General features: G+C 65.2%; 20 protein-coding genes. 18 read left to right on the forward strand and 2 right to left on the reverse strand.

The genetic code is table 11. The features are described 5' to 3' along the window. Positions 1-170: 170 nt before the first annotated feature. The 6 genes from VV088_RS18320 to VV088_RS18345 all read left to right on the forward strand — a co-directional run bounded on the left by VV088_RS18320 (position 171) and on the right by VV088_RS18345 (position 5,656). Entirely contained in the window at positions 171-1,334 is a 1,164-nt protein-coding gene (locus VV088_RS18320; protein ID WP_334602110.1) for a cation diffusion facilitator family transporter, read from the forward strand. Between the two features lie 122 nt (positions 1,335-1,456). Next, the gene (locus VV088_RS18325; protein WP_334602111.1) at positions 1,457-2,149 is read left to right on the forward strand and encodes a response regulator transcription factor; all 693 of its coding nucleotides are present in this window, start codon (positions 1,457-1,459) and stop codon (positions 2,147-2,149) included. Positions 2,150-2,208: 59 nt separating this feature from the next. Next, complete coding sequence (locus VV088_RS18330) at positions 2,209-3,621, forward strand: sensor histidine kinase (protein WP_334602112.1); 1,413 nt, start codon at positions 2,209-2,211, stop codon at positions 3,619-3,621. An 18-nt stretch (positions 3,622-3,639) separates the two neighbouring features. Beyond that, positions 3,640-4,884, forward strand: coding sequence for a S1C family serine protease (locus VV088_RS18335; protein ID WP_334602113.1), 1,245 nt, complete (start codon positions 3,640-3,642; stop codon positions 4,882-4,884). Further along, positions 4,881-5,345, forward strand: a complete 465-nt coding sequence (locus VV088_RS18340) for an NUDIX hydrolase (RefSeq protein ID WP_334602114.1) — start codon at positions 4,881-4,883, stop codon at positions 5,343-5,345. The genes VV088_RS18335 and VV088_RS18340 overlap by 4 nt, the downstream gene beginning before the upstream one ends. 68 nt (positions 5,346-5,413) lie before the next feature. After that, entirely contained in the window at positions 5,414-5,656 is a 243-nt protein-coding gene (locus VV088_RS18345) for a hypothetical protein (RefSeq protein WP_334602115.1), read from the forward strand. Positions 5,657-5,745: 89 nt separating this feature from the next. Here the strand turns inward: VV088_RS18345 and ptsP are convergent, their stop codons facing one another. Both ptsP and VV088_RS18355 read right to left on the reverse strand, forming a co-directional pair. Further along, complete coding sequence (gene ptsP, locus VV088_RS18350) at positions 5,746-7,401, reverse strand: phosphoenolpyruvate--protein phosphotransferase (RefSeq protein WP_334602116.1); 1,656 nt, start codon at positions 7,399-7,401, stop codon at positions 5,746-5,748. Between the two features lie 73 nt (positions 7,402-7,474). Continuing rightward, entirely contained in the window at positions 7,475-7,738 is a 264-nt protein-coding gene (locus tag VV088_RS18355; RefSeq protein WP_334602117.1) for an HPr family phosphocarrier protein, read from the reverse strand. Positions 7,739-8,281: 543 nt separating this feature from the next. Here VV088_RS18355 and acpP point away from each other — a divergent pair. From acpP to fabZ, 12 genes are read left to right on the forward strand one after another with little or no spacing between them, the layout of a single operon-like run. Then, positions 8,282-8,512 carry an acyl carrier protein gene (gene acpP, locus VV088_RS18360; RefSeq protein WP_442913193.1) on the forward strand — a complete coding sequence of 77 codons (231 nt, stop codon included), beginning with the start codon at positions 8,282-8,284 and terminating at the stop codon, positions 8,510-8,512. Positions 8,513-8,531: 19 nt separating this feature from the next. Next, positions 8,532-8,945 carry an acetyl-CoA carboxylase biotin carboxyl carrier protein gene (locus VV088_RS18365; RefSeq protein ID WP_334602119.1) on the forward strand — a complete coding sequence of 138 codons (414 nt, stop codon included), beginning with the start codon at positions 8,532-8,534 and terminating at the stop codon, positions 8,943-8,945. 4 nt (positions 8,946-8,949) lie between these two features. Continuing rightward, positions 8,950-10,341 (forward strand): acetyl-CoA carboxylase biotin carboxylase subunit, encoded by a 1,392-nt coding sequence (gene accC, locus VV088_RS18370; RefSeq protein ID WP_334602120.1) that lies wholly within the window; start codon positions 8,950-8,952, stop codon positions 10,339-10,341. Then, positions 10,338-11,189 carry an acetyl-CoA carboxylase, carboxyltransferase subunit beta gene (gene accD, locus VV088_RS18375; protein ID WP_334602121.1) on the forward strand — a complete coding sequence of 284 codons (852 nt, stop codon included), beginning with the start codon at positions 10,338-10,340 and terminating at the stop codon, positions 11,187-11,189. Before accC ends, accD begins: the two co-directional genes overlap by 4 nt. Further along, positions 11,186-12,010: an acetyl-CoA carboxylase carboxyltransferase subunit alpha gene (locus tag VV088_RS18380; protein WP_334602122.1), complete on the forward strand. Its 825-nt coding sequence runs from the start codon at positions 11,186-11,188 to the stop codon at positions 12,008-12,010. Before accD ends, VV088_RS18380 begins: the two co-directional genes overlap by 4 nt. After that, the gene (locus tag VV088_RS18385) at positions 12,007-12,948 is read left to right on the forward strand and encodes a beta-ketoacyl-ACP synthase III (RefSeq protein ID WP_334602123.1); all 942 of its coding nucleotides are present in this window, start codon (positions 12,007-12,009) and stop codon (positions 12,946-12,948) included. Before VV088_RS18380 ends, VV088_RS18385 begins: the two co-directional genes overlap by 4 nt. A gap of 12 nt (positions 12,949-12,960) precedes the next feature. Next, positions 12,961-13,896 (forward strand): nitronate monooxygenase, encoded by a 936-nt coding sequence (locus VV088_RS18390; RefSeq protein ID WP_334602124.1) that lies wholly within the window; start codon positions 12,961-12,963, stop codon positions 13,894-13,896. Continuing rightward, positions 13,887-14,975: an NAD(P)H-dependent flavin oxidoreductase gene (locus VV088_RS18395; protein ID WP_334602125.1), complete on the forward strand. Its 1,089-nt coding sequence runs from the start codon at positions 13,887-13,889 to the stop codon at positions 14,973-14,975. Before VV088_RS18390 ends, VV088_RS18395 begins: the two co-directional genes overlap by 10 nt. Next, the gene (gene fabD / locus VV088_RS18400) at positions 14,972-15,904 is read left to right on the forward strand and encodes an ACP S-malonyltransferase (protein WP_334602126.1); all 933 of its coding nucleotides are present in this window, start codon (positions 14,972-14,974) and stop codon (positions 15,902-15,904) included. The genes VV088_RS18395 and fabD overlap by 4 nt, the downstream gene beginning before the upstream one ends. Next, positions 15,901-16,644 (forward strand): 3-oxoacyl-[acyl-carrier-protein] reductase, encoded by a 744-nt coding sequence (gene fabG, locus VV088_RS18405; RefSeq protein ID WP_334602127.1) that lies wholly within the window; start codon positions 15,901-15,903, stop codon positions 16,642-16,644. Before fabD ends, fabG begins: the two co-directional genes overlap by 4 nt. Positions 16,645-16,657: 13 nt before the next feature. After that, positions 16,658-17,899: a beta-ketoacyl-ACP synthase II gene (gene fabF / locus VV088_RS18410; RefSeq protein WP_334602128.1), complete on the forward strand. Its 1,242-nt coding sequence runs from the start codon at positions 16,658-16,660 to the stop codon at positions 17,897-17,899. 4 nt (positions 17,900-17,903) lie between these two features. Next, positions 17,904-18,350 (forward strand): 3-hydroxyacyl-ACP dehydratase FabZ, encoded by a 447-nt coding sequence (gene fabZ, locus VV088_RS18415; RefSeq protein ID WP_334602130.1) that lies wholly within the window; start codon positions 17,904-17,906, stop codon positions 18,348-18,350. Positions 18,351-18,364 lie beyond the last annotated feature (14 nt).

Raw genomic sequence — 18,364 nt, forward strand, 5'->3', positions numbered from 1 at the left:
GACGCATGCTCGTAATCCGTACACGATTCTGGTAGTTTTTTCAGAAGAAAAACATTTTATACCATTCTTGACAGGATCTTATCTTGACAAAAAGAATCACTTGTGAGAAAATGAAAAGATTATAAGGCAGATAATCCCATTCTTTTCAAGCTGTGAGGTGCTTTCTTTTCGTGGACTTTTTCATCCGTTTTTGTCTTCGTGACAGGGACCCCCGGGCCCCTGAGACCAGGCAGTGGTGCGGCGCGCTGTCCGGAGGGCTGGGGCTGGCCCTGAATCTGCTGCTGTTTCTGGGAAAGATGCTGGCGGGCATCCTGACCGCCTCCATCGCCATTACCGCCGACGCCTTCAACAACCTGTCCGACGCGGCCTCCTCGGTGGTCACGCTGGTGGGTTTCCGGCTGGCCGGGCAGGAGGCGGACGAGGAGCACCCCTTTGGCCATGGCCGGGTGGAGTATCTGGCGGGGCTGGTGGTGGCGATGCTCATCCTTCTGGTGGGGGCGGAGCTGGTGCAGTCCTCCGTCCAAAGAATCCTCCATCCGGAGCCGTCGGTCTTCTCCGGCCTGACCGCGGCCATCCTGGCGGTGTCGATTGCGGTCAAGCTGGGGATGTTCGCCTTTAACCGGGCGCTGTCCCGGCAGATCCAGTCGGCCGCGCTGGCCGCAGCTGCCGCCGATTCCCTGTCGGACGCCTGCGCGACGGGTGTGCTGCTGCTGGGCCTGGCCGCCGGGCAGTGGTTCCAGCTGCCCCTGGACGGCTGGCTGGGGCTGGCGGTGGCGCTGTTCATCCTGCGCACCGGCTGGGGCGCCGCCAAGGATACCGCCGCGCCTCTGCTGGGCCGCCCCATGGACCGGGAGCTGGCCGCCGACATTGACCGCATCATCTGCGGCCACGACCATATTCTGGGAATCCACGATCTGGTGTACCACGATTACGGCCCAGGCCGGGCCATGATGTCCCTCCACGCCGAGGTGCCCGCAGAAGGGGATCTGCTGGAGCTGCACGACATCATCGACCATATTGAGCGGGAACTGAAGCGGAAGCACCACGTGGAGACCTGCATCCACATGGACCCGGTGGTGCGGGATGAGCGCACTGAGGCGCTGCGGAAGCAGGTGGCGGACGTCGCCCGGCAGATCGATCCTGCGCTCACCATCCACGACCTGCGCATCACTGCCGGTCCGATCCACACCAACATCCTCTTCGACGTGATGGCCCCCTACGGCTTCCGCCTGTCGGACAGCCAGGTGCGGGCCGAGCTGTGCCGGGGGGTGAGGGGGCTGTCCGACCGCTATTTCCCGATCATCCAGGTGGACCACTCCTATGTGGAGGAGTAAAACGGACGGTAATTCACAAATTATTCACCCAAGCGAAGCGGTTCGCGTTATAATAGAGAGGAAGACAACATCTGCGGGGACGGGCAGGACCGTCCCCGGGAAAAGAGTGAGGTGCCGTTTTTATGTCGAAGAAGGTCCTGATCGTTGAGGACGACGCCAACATTGCCGAGCTGCTCCACCTCTATCTGGAAAAGGAGGGCTTTGAGACCCAGGTGGCCAAGGACGGGGGCCGGGGGGTGGAGCTGTTCCGCTCCTTCCAGCCCGACCTGGTGCTGCTGGACCTGATGCTGCCCATCATGGATGGCTGGTCGGTGCTGAAAAAGATCCGGGAGGGGGACAAGACTCCCGTTATCATGCTCACCGCCAAGGGGGAGACCGAGGACAAGGTGTCCGGCCTGGAGCAGGGGGCGGACGACTATATCGTAAAGCCCTTTGAGATGAAGGAGGTGCTGGCCCGCATCCATGCGGTGCTGCGCCGCAGCGGCGTGGAGGAGGAGAGCGGAGAGAAGAAGCTGTCCTTTGACAAGCTGGTCATCAACCTGGACTCCTACGAGCTGCTGGTGGATGGCCAGCGGGTGGACACGCCCCCCAAGGAGCTGGAGCTGCTGTTCCATCTGGCCTCCTCCCCCAACCGGGTGTTTACCCGGAACCAGCTGCTGGATGAGGTGTGGGGCTTTGACTACTTCGGCGACAGCCGCACGGTGGATGTCCACATCAAGCGCCTGCGGGAGAAGCTGGAGGGGGTCAGCGGCCAGTGGCGGCTGAAGACCGTGTGGGGCGTTGGATATAAGTTTGAACTGGGGACATCCGCGTAAACGTGTTTTAGAAAGGACGGTGAGCCGGGATGCGTTCCCTCTACCGGCGCCAATTGACCATGATGGTGAGCATCATGCTGCTCTCCTTCACTCTGCTGGCCGGGGCCTTTATGCTGCTGTCCTACCGCTATATCATCGGGGAGACCCGGGACTCGGTGATCCGCAACGCGGGTTACATCGCCAGCTTTACTTCCACCTACTACCGGCGCTACCTTACGCTGGATGTGCAGGATGAGTTCTACAGCAGCTATATGGCCTCCATCGCCATGATCTCCAACTCCCACATCATTGTGGCCGACAGCACGGGAACGATCCTCTTTGCCACCGACGGCAGTCAGTTTGTTATGGACAACGCCGGCCAGCTCCCGGAGGATGTGGTGGAGCAGGTTCGGACCACCGGAACCTACAACGGCATGACCAGCCTGGGGGGCATCTACCCGGAGCGGCGGTACACCTCCGCCCTGCCGGTGATCAACCAGATCGGCTCCCTGACGGTCACCCAGGGGATCATCCTGGTGGGGGCCAGCGCCTCCAACCTGAACGAGATGTGGTCGTCCACCGCCACCATCTTCTTCTTCTCGGCGGTGGTGGTGTTTCTCATCTCAGTCATCGCCAGCACCCTCACCTCCGCCTATCAGACCCGTCCCCTGATCGAGATGGCGGAGGCCGCCCGGAAGTTCGGCCAGGGGGAATTTGACATGCGGGTCACCGGTTACGAGGACCGGGGGGACGAGGTCAGCGATCTGGCGGAGGCGTTCAACTCCATGGCAAACTCCCTGGAGAAGGTGGAGAGCCAGCGGGCGGAGTTCATCGCCAACGTTTCCCACGAGCTGAAGACCCCCATGACCACCATCGCCGGCTTTGCCGAGGGGATTCTGGACGGCACCATCCCGCCGGAGCGGGAGCGGGAGTCGCTGGAGATCGTGGTGTCGGAGACCCGGCGGCTCAGCCGGCTGGTGCGGCGGATGCTGGACCTGTCCCGGCTCAACGCCCTGGCGGAGAGCACCGTCACCGCCCAGGAGACCTTCGACCTCACCGAGGTGATGTCCCGGGTGCTCATCAGCCTGGAGACCAAAATCACCGACCGGCAGCTGGATGTGGAGGTCCAGATGCCGGAGGACAAGCTGATGGTGTGGGGCGACCCGGACTCTATCACCCAGGTGTGCTATAACCTGCTGGACAACGCGGCTAAGTTCGCCGCTCCCGGCACCGCCATCACCGTGCAGATCACCAAAAAGGACGGCAAGGCCCACACCAGAATCCGCAACCTGGGGGCCACCATCCCGCCGGAGGAGCTGCCCCTGCTCTTTGAGCGGTTCCACAAGGCGGACTACTCCCGCTCTATGGACCGGGAGGGCGTGGGCCTGGGGCTGTATATCGTAAAGACGATTTTGGGCAACCTAAAGGAAACCATCACTGTCACCAGCGAGGACGGGGTGACCCAGTTCCATTTTACCCTGACGCTGGCCTGATCCTCCGGAGGTGTTATCATGGACAAGCGAACAAACGGCCTGTGGCAGGGCGGCGCCTGGGAGCATCCGGAACGGGAGCTGCCTGATCCCCCCGCCGTCCGAATCCCGGAGCCGGCGCCCCGGCGGCCCGTGCTGCGGGTGCGCCAGAGGCGGCGGCGGTGGCCCCGCTATGTGGGCCTGCTGGCCCTGATTTTGGCGGTCTGCGTCTCTGTGGGCCTGCTGGAGCGGTATTTTGCCTGGAGAGCGGTGAGCCAGTGGAGCGGCGGGGACCGCTTCCACTCCTACGGAGACGACTACCGCCCGCAAAACAGCGAGCTGGACAATACGCCCCCCTCCATCCCCAAGGCGGAGACCGGGACGGGGGTGACGGTGGAGCTCCTTCCTCCCCAGGGAGTTCCGCTGAGCTACACCCAGATCTATGAGCGGACCCTGCCCTCTGCGGTGTCCATCGAGTCGCTGACGCCGGAGGGTCTCAGCTCCGGCAGCGGCGTGGTGCTGACAGAGGACGGCTATCTCATCACCAACGCCCACGTGGTGGCCGGGGCCAAGGCGGTCAGCGTCACCCTCCACGATAACCGGGTCCTGCCCGCCAGCCTGGTGGGCTTCGACGCGATGGAGGATCTGGCGGTGCTGAAGGTGGAGGCCAGCGGCCTCGCCCCCGCCCGGTTTGGGGACTCCAACACCCTGCGCATCGGGGAGCCGGTGGCCGCTCTGGGGGACTCCTTGGGCTACCGGGCCACCTTTACGGATGGCATCGTCTCCGCGCTGTGCCGGTCCGTGGAGGTGGACGGCATCACCATGGTGCTGATCCAGACCAGCGCCGCCATCAACTTCGGCAACTCCGGCGGGCCGCTGCTGGATCAGTACGGCCAGGTGATGGGCATCAACACCATCAAAATCGTCACCGAGGACGGCTCCGCCGAGGGGCTGGGGTTCGCCATCCCCTCCCAGCGGGTGAAGTATGTGGCCGACCGCCTCATCGCCGGGGAGAAGGTCCGGGCCGGCGTGTTCGGCTTTACGGTGAGCACCGTGCCGCTGGAGGGCGGCGGGCTGCAGCTGGTGGAGGTGGAGAAGACCAGCGACGCCTGGGTCAAGGGCCTGCGGGACGGCGACGTGATCCTGGCGGCCGGCGGCCAGCCTGTTACCGGCATTCAGGACCTGACTCAGCTCAAGCTGTCCCTGGGCGCAGGGGACGTGGTGGAGCTGACCTATCTGCGGGATGGGGAATACTATACGGTTGAAGTGGAGCTGATCGAGGCATGATAAATACGACCCTGTGCTATATTCAGCGGGGAGAAGAGTACTTGATGCTCCACCGGGTGAAGAAGGAGAACGACCTGAACAAGGACAAGTGGATCGGCATCGGGGGGAAATTCCTGGATCGAGAGAGTCCGGAGGACTGCCTGCTCCGGGAGGTGGAGGAGGAGACCGGCCTGATTCTCACCGATTACCGCTACCGGGGGATCGTCACCTTTGTCTCCGACCGATGGCCCACCGAGTATATGCATCTGTTCACCGCCGATGGCTTCACCGGGGAACTGAAGGAGTGCGACGAGGGCGTGCTGGAATGGGTTCACCGGGACCGGCTCCTGGAGCTGCCCCATTGGGAGGGGGACGCCATCTTCCTGGACCTGCTGCAGCAGGAGGCCCCCTTTTTCTCCCTGAAGGTCTGCTACGAGGGGGACAGACTGGCCGGAGCGGTCCTCAACGGGAGGACCATCTGATCAATATGCTCCCCTGCCCCCTGCGGCGGGGAGCCAAACAACCGTAATGATGAAAGGAGTTTTTGCAAATGAGACCGGAATATGCCAACGCCTTTGGCCTGCGCAAGGTATCAGACAAGGAGGGGGAGCTGCTGGAGGTCACCCTGGACATTTCTTACAAGTATATGGAGAACGCCATAACGGTCAACGCCCAGGGCGGGATTGAGAACGTGGCCACCCCCGCCGCCGACACGGTGGCCTCCATCGTCATGAACCGGCAGAGCGCCATCTCCCTGCGCAACCTTCTGATCCAGACGCTGGGCACAGAGTAAACGGCCGTTTTTTTGCCACATAGTATCAGCGAACCGTCCACCCGTACAAGGTGGACGGCTCGCTGATACTCATTGATCGGGCCGGACGCTCAGCACTCCAGCTTTTCCAGGGTGCAGGTCTTGGCGATGGACTTCCGGATCTCCGCCCGCAGGGGCAGGACCGAGGTGGGGGAGACGGACAGCTCGTCGATGCCGATGGCTAGGAAGGTCTCCAGCAGCTCCAGATCGGCTCCCAGCTCGCCGCAGATGCCGATCCAGATGCCGGCCTTGTGGGCGGCATCGGTGGCGAGCTTCAGCGCCCGGAGGACGGCGGGGTGATGGGGATCGAAGAACTTGCCCAGGTCGTTGGCCTGGCGGTCGCAGGCCAGGGTGTACTGGGTCAGGTCGTTGGTGCCTACGGAGAAGAAGTCCACCTCCCGGGCCAGCTCCTCGGCCACCAGGACGGAGGCGGGGGTCTCGATCATAATGCCGAGCTCGGTGTCCTTGTTGTAGGGGATGCCTTCGGCGTCCAGCTCGGCCATCACCTTCTGACAGGCCCGCTTGCACTCCTTTACCTCCCACACCGAGGTGATCATGGGGAACATGATGGCCACCTTGCCGTAGGCGGAGGCCCGGTACAGGGCCCGCAGCTGGGTGCGGAAGACCTCGGGCCGGTTCAGGCAGATGCGGATGGCCCGGACGCCCAAGGCGGGGTTCTCTTCCTTGCGCATCTCAAAGTAGTCCACCTGCTTGTCTGCGCCGATGTCCAGGGTGCGGATGACCACCCGTTTGCCCCCCATGGCGGCGGCTACCTGCTTGTAGGCGTTGAACTGGTCGTCCTCGGAGGGGTAGTCGCTGGCGGCCAGGTAGAGGAACTCGGAGCGGAACAGGCCGATGCCCTGGCCGTCGTTGGACAGCACCGCGGCCACGTCCTCAGGGGAGCCGATGTTGCAGTAGACCATCATCTCCCGGCCGTCCAGGGTGACGTCCTGCTGGCCCTTCATGGTCTCCATCAGCTCCTTCATCTCCCGCTGCTTCTCCTGCTTGGCCTGGTAAGCGGACAGGGTGATGTCGTCGGGCTCAATCGCCACCTGACCGGTCTCGCCGTCGATGTAAGCCTCCCGGCCGGCCTGCTCCGGCTTCAGTGCGTCCCCCAGGCCGCAGATAGCGGGGATGCCCATGGTGCGGGCCAGAATGGCGGTGTGGCTGTTGCTGGAGCCGCCCTGGGTGATGAAGCCCAGGATCTTGCTCTTATCCAGCTGGAGGGTCTCGGAGGGGGCCAGATCGTCGGCGGCCAGGATGACCGGCACATCGGAGTCGATGCCGCCGTCGGCAATGCCCATCAGGTTGTTGAGGATGCGGCGGGTGACGTCCTTGATGTCGGCGGCCCGGGCCTGCATGTAGGCGTCGTCCATGGCGGCCAGCATAGCGGAGAACTCCTCGCCGGCGGTCTCCACCGCCTTCTCGGCGCAGCAGCCCCGCTCGGTGAGGGTGTTCATCATGCAGTCCACATAGTCCTCGTCCTCCACGAACATGGCGTGGGTCTCAAAGAGAATGGCGGTCTCCTCCCCGGTCTCCTCCCGTGCCTGATCGGCCAAGGCGTTCAACTGCTCGATGGACTTCTCCTGGGCGGCGGTGATGCGCTGCTTCTCTGCCTCAAGGTCGGCGGCGGGGGCGTCGGAGATGGTGGTGCTGGAGCGCTGGAAAAAATAAATCGGGCCGTTTGCGACGCCCCTGGACACGCCTTTACCCTGCATTACGATCATGACATACTCCTCCTTGTTTTTATCCTCAAACAGGGGCGCCTGCCAGTGGAGGCAGACGCCCCTGCATGGCGTTTTACAGATTCTCTTTGAAGAACTGCTCCATGGCGGCGCAGTTGGCCTCCTCGCTGCCGCCCTCCACGGTGACCTTGACGGTCTCGCCGGATTTGATGCCCATGCCCATGATGGCCATGAGTTTGGTGGCGGCTGCGGACTTGCTGCCGTCCGCCTTGGTGATGGTGATGGTGCTGTCCAGCCCTTTGGCGGCCTTGGCCAGCAGTCCGGCGGGACGGGCGTGGACGCCGATGGGATCGGTGATGGTGTACTGGAATTCTTTCATGGGAATCTTCCTTTCTGACTTTATTTCGCTGGAGATGCACTCCGAAGCTTCTGTACATGTAAGCTCCAGACCGCTGGCCGGGGCGCAGGCGGATGACGGGGAGCGGCGCGGGCCGGTCCTGCGGCGGCGCTTAAGCGGTGTGCGTTCGCAGGGGGAAATCCTCCTGCCGTGCAGGTAAACTTACTATATCAAACTTGGATGATTTTGTCCAGTACCTTGCCCCCTTCAGATTGAATCGAAAGCGATCCATACTCGTCAGAACTGGTCATCGGAGCCGCCGCCCTGAACAGTTTGCGCCGGTTCCCCGGAACTCATACCCCAGGGCGGCGTTGTGAAAATCGGAAAAGGACGGGGGGAATCCGGCCCCCCCGTTTGTAAAGAACGAGGAAAAGAGGGGCGGAGGAAAAATTCCCCTTGACAATGAGACGGCGTTCCATATAATAAGCCTCAAGTATTTTAGTTAAAAATATTTAGATAAAATACTTGAGATTACTGCCGCCGGAGGCGGCTCCAATTTAGAAAGGACGGTCGATGAACATGGAAATCACCTTTGAGAATGTACGGGACATCATTGTCAGCACCTTGAGCTGCGACGCGGAGGAGGTCAAGCTGGAGACCAATCTGGTGGAGGACCTGGAGGCCGACTCCCTGGAGATCGTGGAGCTGTCCATGGCCCTGCAGGAGAGCCTGGGCGTTGGCATCGAAGACGAGGACCTGGAAAAGATCCACACGGTCCAGGACATTCTGGACTATATTAAAGGCAAACAGGCGTAACGAGCCGGGGAGACTTTGTATGGAATTGCAGGAAGTTTGCGCTCTGATGGACCGCTTTGCCGCCTCTGGCCTGACGGCCCTGGAGTGGGAGCGCCAGGGGGAGCGGATAGCCCTGCGGCGGGAGGGAGCGGTCCCTGCGGCCGCAGCTCCCTCCGTTCTGCCAGCCCCTCCCGTCCAGGAGGCGGAGGAGACAGGGGAGACGGTGGCCGCACCCCTGGTGGGGGTGTTCTACGCCGCCCCCGCTCCGGAGGAACCCCCCTATGTCACCGCCGGCGCTCAGGTGAAAAAGGGGGATACCCTGTGCCTCATCGAGGCCATGAAAATGATGAGCGAGGTCCCCGCCCCCGCCGACTGCGTCATCGAGGCAGTCCTGGTGAAGGACGGCGAGGCGGTGGGGGTGGGCGCCCCGCTGTTCCGCATCCGGAGGGTGTGAGACAATGCTGAAGCGTGTGTTGATTGCCAACCGGGGGGAGATCGCCCTGCGGATCATCCGGGCCTGCCGGGAGCTGGGGGTGGAGACGGTGGCCGTCTGGTCCCAGGCGGATGAGAGCGCCCTCCACGCCCAGCTGGCCACCCGTTCCCTGTGCATCGGCCCGGCTAGGGCGGCGGACAGCTACCTGAATCAGGATGCCATCCTCTCCGCCGCCCTGGCTACCGGCTGCGACGCCATCCATCCCGGCTACGGCTTTCTGGCGGAAAACCCGGACTTTGCCGACCGGTGCGTCCAGGCGGGGCTGAAGTATGTGGGACCCTCCGGGGACGTGATCCGGAAGCTGGGCAGCAAGTCGGCCGCCCGGACTCTGGCGCAGAAGGCCGGGGTGCCGGTGGTGCCCGGGTCGGACGGCCCGGTGAAGAACGCCCGTCAGGCCGAGGCGCTGGCGGAGCAGGTGGGCTACCCCGTGCTGCTGAAGGCCTCCGCCGGAGGCGGAGGCCGGGGCATGCGCCAGGTGGATTCCGCCGGAGAGCTGAAGGCCCGGTTCAAGGAGGCCCAGGCTGAGGCGGTGGCCTGCTTCGGAGACGGGGAGATGTACCTGGAAAAGCTGGTACTGAACCCCCGGCACATTGAGTTTCAGATCATGGCGGACACCCAGGGCCATGTGGTCCACCTGGGGGAGCGGGACTGCTCCATCCAGCGCCGCCGCCAGAAGCTGGTGGAGGAGTCCCCCTCCATGGCCCTCACCCCCGCCCTGCGGGAGGAGATGGGCCGGGCCGCTGTGACCGCCGCAAAGGCGGCGGGCTACGTGGGGGCGGGGACGGTGGAATTTGTCCTGGCCCCCGATGGCGCCTTCTATTTTATCGAGATGAACACCCGCATTCAGGTGGAACACCCGGTCACCGAGCTGGTCACCGGCATCGATCTGGTGAAGGAGCAGCTGCGGGTGGCGGCTGGTCTGCCCCTGTCCTTCACTCAGGAGGACGTTCGGGTGACGGGCCACGCCATCGAGTGCCGCATCAACGCGGAGGACCCGGAGCGGGATTTTCTGCCCTGTCCGGGGACGACCACCTTCCTCCACCTGCCCGGCGGGCCGGGGGTACGGGTGGACACCGCCCTGTACACCGGCTATGAGGTGCCCCCCTACTACGACTCGCTGGCGGCCAAGGTGCTGGCCCACGCCCCCACCCGGCTGGAAGCCATCCGCCGGATGCGCCGGGCGCTGGAGGAGCTGATTGTCGAGGGCTACCCCACCAACGCGCCGCTGGCCCACCTGATCATGCACGACCCCGAGTTTGTCCGGGGCCGGTATGACACCGGCTTTCTGGAACACAATCTGGACCGGCTGCTGGAGCTGGCCCGGACCTGTGACCGCCTGATGGAGGGAGAGACGTGAACCGAATTTTTTCCCGGCGCCGGGACCGGATGCTGGTCTACCAGACTATGCGGGAGGGGAAGCTGGACTCCTCCCGGCGGATCAAATGCCCGGAGTGCGGCGCGGAGAGCGCCGGACTGGAGTGGGAACGCGCCCTGCAGGTCTGCCCCAGGTGCGGTTTTCACGCCCCGATCGACGCCTATTACCGGCTGTCCGGCATCCTGGACCCCGGCTCCTTCCAGGAGCTGGAGGAGGTCCCGCCCGCCGATCCGCTGGCCTTTCCGGACTACCCGGCTAAGCTGGCCAGGCTGGAGGTGGAGACCGGCCTGCGGGACGGAGCGGTCACCGCGCTGGGCAGGATCGAGGGCCGCAGGGCGGTCTTCGGCGTGATGGACAGCCGGTTTCTCATGGGCAGTATGGGCACGGCGGTGGGGGAGCGGATCACCCAGGCCGCCGAGTACGCCGCCCGAAAGAAGCTGCCGCTGGTGATATTCTCCGCCAGCGGCGGGGCCAGGATGCAGGAGGGGATCTTTTCCCTGATGCAGATGGCCAAAACCGCCGCCGCCATCCAGCGGTTTCAGAGCCGGGGCGGGCTGTATATCTCCTGCTTCACCCACCCCACCACCGGCGGGGTGACAGCCAGCTTTGCTTCACTGGGGGACATCATGCTGGCCGAGCCGGGGGCCCTCATCGGCTTTGCCGGGCCGAGGGTCATCGAGCAGACCATCAAGGAACAGCTGCCCGAGGGCTTCCAGCGCGCAGAATATCTGCTGGACCACGGCTTTTTGGACCAGATCGTCCCCCGGAGCGAGTGGCGGACGGTGCTGGCCCAGCTGCTGGCCCTCCATGAGAAGGGGGGACGTTCATGAGCCGCTTTACACCGGAGGAGAAGGTGAAGCTCGCCCGAAACCCGGCCCGTCCGGGGACGGCGGACTTCATCGGCGCTCTGTTCACCGGCTTCTTTGAGCAGCGGGGGGACCGCCTGTGCGGCGAGGATGCCAGCATTCTGGGGGGCATCGCCCGGTTCCACGGACGGCCTGTCACCGTGATCGGCCACCGGAAGGGGAAAAACCTGGAGGAAAACCTGCGCTGCAACTTCGGCATGCCCTCCCCCGAGGGCTACCGCAAGGCCCAGCGGCTGATGAAGCAGGCGGAGAAATTCGGCCGGCCCATCATCACCTTTGTGGACACTCCGGGGGCCTACCCCGGAAAGGAGGCGGAGGAGCGGGGCCAGGGGGAGGCCATTGCCCAGTGCCTGGCCCTGATGAGCGCCCTGGAGGTCCCCGTCATCTCTGTGATCACCGGGGAGGGGAACAGCGGCGGGGCCCTGGCTCTGGCCGTGGCCAACCGGGTGCTCATGCTGGAGCACGCAGTGTACTCGGTACTCTCCCCTGAGGGCTTTGCCTCCATTTTGTGGAAGGACGCCTCCCGTGCTGAGGAGGCCTGCGGGGTGATGAAGCTTACCGCCCAGGACCTGCGCCGGGGCGGCATCGTCCAGGGGGTCCTGCGGGAGCCGGAGGGCGGCGCTCATACCGACTGGGAGGCCATGTTCCGTACGGTAGACGCGGCGCTGACCAAGGAGCTGGCCGCCCTGGATAAGCTGAAGGGCCCGGCCCTGGCGAAGCAGAGATACGATATGTTCCGCGCTATGGGGCAAAATCTGCCTCCCGCGGGGAGGGAGGAGCCATGAGCGCGCCCCATATTTTAGCCACCGGCCGGTGCCTGCCGGAGCGGGCGGTGACCAACGAGGAGCTGAGCCGGGCGGTGGACACCAGCGACGAGTGGGTGTTCAGCCGCACCGGGATACATCAGCGGTATTTCTGCGCGGGAGAAACCGGCGTTCAGCTGGCGGCCGGCGCGGCCCGGCAGTCCATGGAGCGGGCGGGCCTGACCGCCGCCGACATAGGCGTGTGTCTGGTGGGCACCTTTACCCCCGATCACGCCAGTCCCTCCACCGCCTGTCTGCTCCAGCGGGAGCTGGGGCTGGAGGAGGACACCCTCTGCTTCGACCTGAACGCCGCCTGCGCCGGGTTTTTGTACGGCCTGAAGACCGCCCACGCTCTGCTGGCCGGCGCACCCCGCCCTTATGCTCTGGTGGTGGGGGCGGAGGTCATCAGCCGGGTGATGGACCACACCGACCGCAACACCTGCGTCCTCTTCGGGGACGGGGCGGGGGCGGCAGTGCTCCGCCGGGACGAGACCCGGAGCTGGCACACCGTCTTCGGCTCCCGGGGGGACCCGGACAGCATCCGGGTCCAGGGACCGGGACCAGTCCCCTCCGCCATCCATATGGACGGAAAGGCGGTGTTTCGCTTTGCCGTGGAGGTGGTGGAGCGGTCCATCCGCCAGCTGCTGGAGGCGGAGGGGCTGGCCTCCGTCAACGACCTGGATCTGGTGGTCTGCCACCAGGCCAACGCCCGGATTATTGACCATGTATCCAAGAAGCTGAAGGCCCAAGAGGGCCTGTTTTATAAAAATATGGACCGCTACGGCAACACCTCCGCCGCCAGCATCCCCATCGCCCTGGACGAGCTGGTCCAATCGGGCAGGCTGCGCCCCGGGATGCGGGTGCTGACGGTGGGCTTCGGCGGCGGCCTGACCTGGGCCGGGGCGCTGCTGCGCTGGTAAAGGAGAGATACTATGAAGCTGAACGAGATCCTGGGGACCGAGTTCCCCATTATCCAGGGCGGCATGGCCAACATTGCCACCGGCGAGTTTGCCGCCGCCGTGTCCAACGCCGGGGCGCTGGGCCTCATCGGCGCAGGGGGCATGACGGCGGAGCTGCTCCGGGAGCACATCCGCACCTGCAAATCCCTTACGGAAAAACCCTTTGGCGTGAACATCATGCTGATGAACCCCGCCGCCGCGGAGATGGCCCAGGTGGTCATTGAGGAGGGGGTGAAGGTGGTCACCACTGGCGCGGGGGTACCCGGCCAGTTCGTTCCTGCCTGGAAGGAGGCGGGCATCAAGGTTTTCCCCGTGGTCCCCGCCACCACCCTGGTGCGCCGCCTGGAACCCCTGGGGGTGGACGGCTTCATCGCCGAGGGTACCGAGAGCGGCGGCCACGTGGGGGAGCTGACCACCATGGCCCTGGTGCCCCAGGTGTGTGAGATGACCGGCCTGCCCGTCATCGCCGCCGGAGGCATCGCCTCGGGCCGGCAGCTGGCCGCCGCCTTCGCCTTGGGGGCCTGCGGGGTCCAGGTGGGCACCTGCCTGCTGGTCAGTGTGGAGTGCCCCATTCACGACAACTACAAGCAGGCCGTCCTGAAGGCCAAGGACAGCGACACCACCGTTACCGGCCGCAGCGTCAACGCCCCGGTGCGAATCTTGAAGAACCAGATGTCCCGGGAGTATCTGAAGCAGGAGCGGGCCGGGGCCGGCCGGGAGGAGCTGGAAAAGTTCACGCTGGGCTCCCTGCGCCGGGCGGTCTTCGACGGCGACACCAAAACCGGCTCCCTCATGTGCGGCCAGACGGCGGGCCTGCTCCATGCGATTCGTCCCCTGCGGACTATTTTTGAGGAAATGGTCCGGGACAGCCAGGCCGTTCTGGCAGAGACGGAGGCAAAATGGGGGTAATACTGGGCAGCAAGACCCTTCCCCTGCCGGTTCTCCAGGGGGGAATGGGGGTAGGGATCAGCCTGGACCGGCTGGCCGGAGCGGTGGCCGCCCAGGGCGGGATGGGGACCATCTCCACCGCCGCCTGCGGCTTTCTGGAGCCGGATTATTCCGAAAACTTCCAGGGGGCCAACCTCCGGGCCTTGGACCGTCAGGTCCGCCGGGCCAGGGAGCTGGCCCGGGGCGCGGGATTGGTAGCGGTCAACGCCATGGTGGCCACCGTCCAGTACGCCGACAGCGTCCGCACCGCTCTGCGGGCTGGGGCGGACGCAGTGGTCAGCGGGGCGGGACTGCCCCTCCAGCTGCCCGCCATTGCGGCCCAGGTGCCTGGGAATACCGCCGCTCTGGCTCCCATCGTCAGCGGAGGGAAGGCCGCCGCCCTCATCAGCAGGGTGTGGGACCGGCGCTACCAGCGGGTCCCGGATTTTGTGGTGCTGGAGGGTCCCCTGGCGGGCGGGCACCTGGGCTTCTCACCCGAGGAGGCCAGAGAGGCTCAGGCGGGACGGCCCGCCTCCCTCAGCCGCCTGCTCCAAGAGGTACGGGAGGCGCTGGCCCCCTTCCGGGACAAATACGGGCGGGATATCCCTGTTTTTGTGGCCGGAGGCGTGGAAAACGGCGGAGATATGGCCCGCTACATGCGGGAAGGGGCCGCCGGAGCCCAGTTCGCCACCCGCTTTATCGCCACCCGGGAGTGCGACGCTGGAGAGGACTTTAAACGCATCCTTCTGAACGCCCGGGAGAAGGACGTCACCATTGTCAAAAGCCCTGTGGGCATGCCAGGACGGGCCCTGCGCAGTCCCCTGATCGACCGGGTGGAGGCGGGGACGCAGCCCCGCCCCGCGCGGTGCGTCAACTGCCTGACGCCCTGCAAAAAGCTGGAGTCCCCCTACTGCATCTCCCAGGCCCTCATCGACGCCTGGCACGGGGACTGGAACAACGGCCTGTTCTTCTGCGGGGCGAATGTGGGCCGGATGGACCGGATGTCCACAGTGGAGGAGCAGATCCACCAAATTATAACAGAATGGAGGGCGGCGCAATGATCGCCTTTGTATACGCCGGACAGGGCAGCCAGAGAGTGGGCATGGGAAAGGATTTTTATGAGGAATTTCCCGGCTTTGCCCGTGTGTTTGACCATGCTCCGGTGGAATTCGACCTGAAGACGCTGTGCTTCGAGGGGCCGGAGGAGAAGCTGTCCCAGACCCGGTACACCCAGCCCTGCATGGCGGCCTTCGCCGTGGGGGTGACCAGCCTGCTGGCCCAGGAGGGCATCCGCCCCCAGGCGGCGGCGGGGCTGTCCCTGGGGGAGTATTCCGCCCTCCACGCCGCCGGGGTGTTCAGTCAGGGAACGGCCATCTCCACGGTGGCTTTTCGGGGGAAGGTCATGGAGGAGGCCGCCGCCGGACTGGAGTGCGGTATGACCGCCGTGCTGGGCCTGGACCGGGAAAAGCTCCAGACCGCCTGCGATGGAGCTTCGGAGCTGGGTGTGGTCCAGATCTGCAACTACAACTGCCCCGGCCAGCTGGTCATCGGCGGGGAGCGGGCGGCGGTGGACCGGGCCGGTGAGCTGGCCAAAGAGCTGGGGGCCAAGCGGTGCATGCCGCTGAAGGTGAGCGGCCCCTTCCACACCCGCCTGATGAAGCCCGCCGGGGACGCGCTGGCAGCTTACTTCCGGACCCTGGACTTTGGACCTATGGAGTTCCCCGTCTACTTCAACTGCAAGGGCGGCCCCATAGAGGCTGGCGAGACCATCCCCGCCCTGCTGGAACGGCAGGTGCAGTCCTCCGTCTACTGGGAGGACACCATCCGCCGCATGGAGGCGGACGGCATTGACACCGTGGTGGAGATCGGGCCGGGGAAGGCCCTGAGCGGCTTTTTCAAAAAGACGGCTCCGGCCATCAAGACCTATCACATCGACACGGCGGCGGACTTCCACAGCGTGGTATCCGCGCTGAAAGGAGAGACAGCATGAGCATGGAGGGAAACGTGGCCCTGGTCACCGGCGGCAGCCGGGGGATCGGCCGGGCCATCTGCCTGGAGCTGGCCCGGCAGGGGGCGGCGGTGGCCGTCAACTACGCGGGCAGCAGGGAGGCGGCGGCGGAGACCGCAGAGCTGTGCCGGCAGCTGGGAGCGGAGGCGGAGGTCTTTCAGGCCGACGTAGCCAGCCCCGACGCCTGCGAGGCCCTGGCGGCGGCGGTGAAGGAGCGCTTCGGCCGGCTGGACATTCTGGTGAACAACGCCGGCATCAGCCGGGACGGCCTGCTCATGACCGCCAAAACGGAGGATTTTGAAAAGACCCTGGATACCAACCTGAAGGGGGCCTATTTCTGCACCAAGGCGGCGGCGAAGATGATGCTGCGGCAGAAGTACGGGCGGATCGTCTGCCTGTCCAGCGTGGTGGGCCTGCGGGGCAACCCGGGCCAGACCGCCTACGCCGCCAGCAAGGCGGGCCTTCTGGGCCTGGTCAAGGCCGCCGCCAAGGAGCTGGCCGGACGGGACATCACCGTCAACGCGGTGGCCCCCGGCTATATTGAGACCGACATGACCGCTGCGCTCCCCGGCAAGGCCAGGGAGGCCATGCTGGGGACCATCCCCAAGGGCCGCCCTGGAGCGCCCGAGGAGGTCGCCCGGGCGGTGGCGTTTTTTGCGGCCAAGGAGTCCGCCTACATCACCGGACAGGTGCTGTGCGTGGACGGCGGCATGGCAGTTTGACGAGGTGAGAGAGATGGAAAAGCGCAGAGTAGTCATCACCGGTATGGGCACCGTCAACCCCCTGGGGAACACGGTGTCTGACAGCTGGGCCGCCGTACAGGCCGGGACCTGCGGGATCGGCCCCATCACCCGGTACGACACATCGAGCATGAAGGTGAAGCTGGCCGGCGAGGTGAAGGACCTGGACATCGACGCCCTGCTGGGCCGTCGGGAGGCCAGGAAGATGGACCGCTTTACCCAGCTGGCCCTGATTGCGGCGGACGAGGCGATGAACGCCTCCGGCCTGGCGCGGGAGCTGGAGCGTCCCGACCGGTGCGGCGTGATCTTTTCCAGCGGCATCGGCGGCTTTGAGACGGTGGGTGATGCCCATCAGCGGGGGTGCAGCCGGGGCTGGGACTCGGTGTCCCCCTTTATGATCCCTATGATCATCTCCAACATGGCGGCGGGCCATATGGCCATCCGGTACGGCCTCCGGGGGATGTGTTCCTGTGTGGTCACCGCCTGCGCCGGGGGGACCAATGCCATCGGAGACGCCTTCCGCCACATCCGGGACGGCTACGCCGAGGTGATGCTGTGCGGCGGCGCGGAGGCGGCCGTCGTTCCCCTGGCCATGGGCGGCTTTACCGCTATGAAGGCCCTGTGCGAGAGCACCGATCCCCTGCGGGCCTCCATCCCCTTTGACGCGGAGCGTTCCGGCTTTGTCATGGGGGAGGGGGCGGGCGCCCTGGTGCTGGAGGAGTATGAGCACGCCAGAGCCCGAGGGGCGCGCATCTGCGCCGAGGTCGTGGGCTACGGCGCCAACTGCGACGCCCACCACATCACCGCTCCTGTCCCCGGCGGAGCGGGAGGGGCCGCCTGCATGGCCCTGGCCTTGGCCGACGCCGGACTGGAGCCGGAGGCGGTGGACTACATCAACGCCCACGGCACCTCCACCCCTCTGAACGACGCCTGCGAGACGGCGGCCATCCACACCGTCTTTAAGGACCACGTCCAAAGGCTGATGGTCAGCTCCACCAAGTCCATGACCGGCCACCTGCTGGGTGCGGCGGGGGCGGTGGAGGCCATTTTCACCGCCCTGGCCCTGGAGGAGGGCTTCGTCCCCGCCACCATCGGTTATCAGGTCCCCGACCCGGCCTGCGACCTGGACATCGTACCCAACCAGGGCCGGAGGTCGGAGATCAAAATTGCCCTGTCCAACTCCCTGGGATTTGGCGGACATAACGCGGCCATTGCACTGAAAAAGTGGGAGGGATAAGGAAATGGAGCTGAATATCGACCAGATCGAGAGGATTTTGCCCCACCGGTACCCCTTCCTGCTGGTGGACCGGATTGTGGAGTGCATCCCTGGCCAGAGCGCCAGGGGGATCAAGTGCGTTACCGCCAACGAGCCCTTCTTTCAGGGCCACTTCCCCGGCTTCAAGGTGATGCCTGGGGTGCTCATCATTGAGGCGCTGGCCCAGGTGGGGGCGGTGGCCATCCTGACGGAGGAGGAAAACAAGGGCCGGCTGGCCCTCTTCGGCGGGATCAAAAACGCCCGGTTCAAGCGGCAGGTCCGGCCCGGCGACGTGCTGGAGCTCTCCTGCGCGTTGACCGCCCGGAAGGGGCCGGTGGGCTTCGGCACGGCGGAGGCCAGGGTGGAGGGAGCGCTGGCCTGCAGGGCGGAGCTGACCTTTGCTCTCACAGAACGCCCCGAAACTTCTTGCTGAAGCCTTCGATTTCT

It is taken from the genome of Lawsonibacter sp. JLR.KK007 (assembly GCF_036941135.1).
Classification (GTDB): Bacteria; Bacillota; Clostridia; order Oscillospirales; family Oscillospiraceae; genus Lawsonibacter.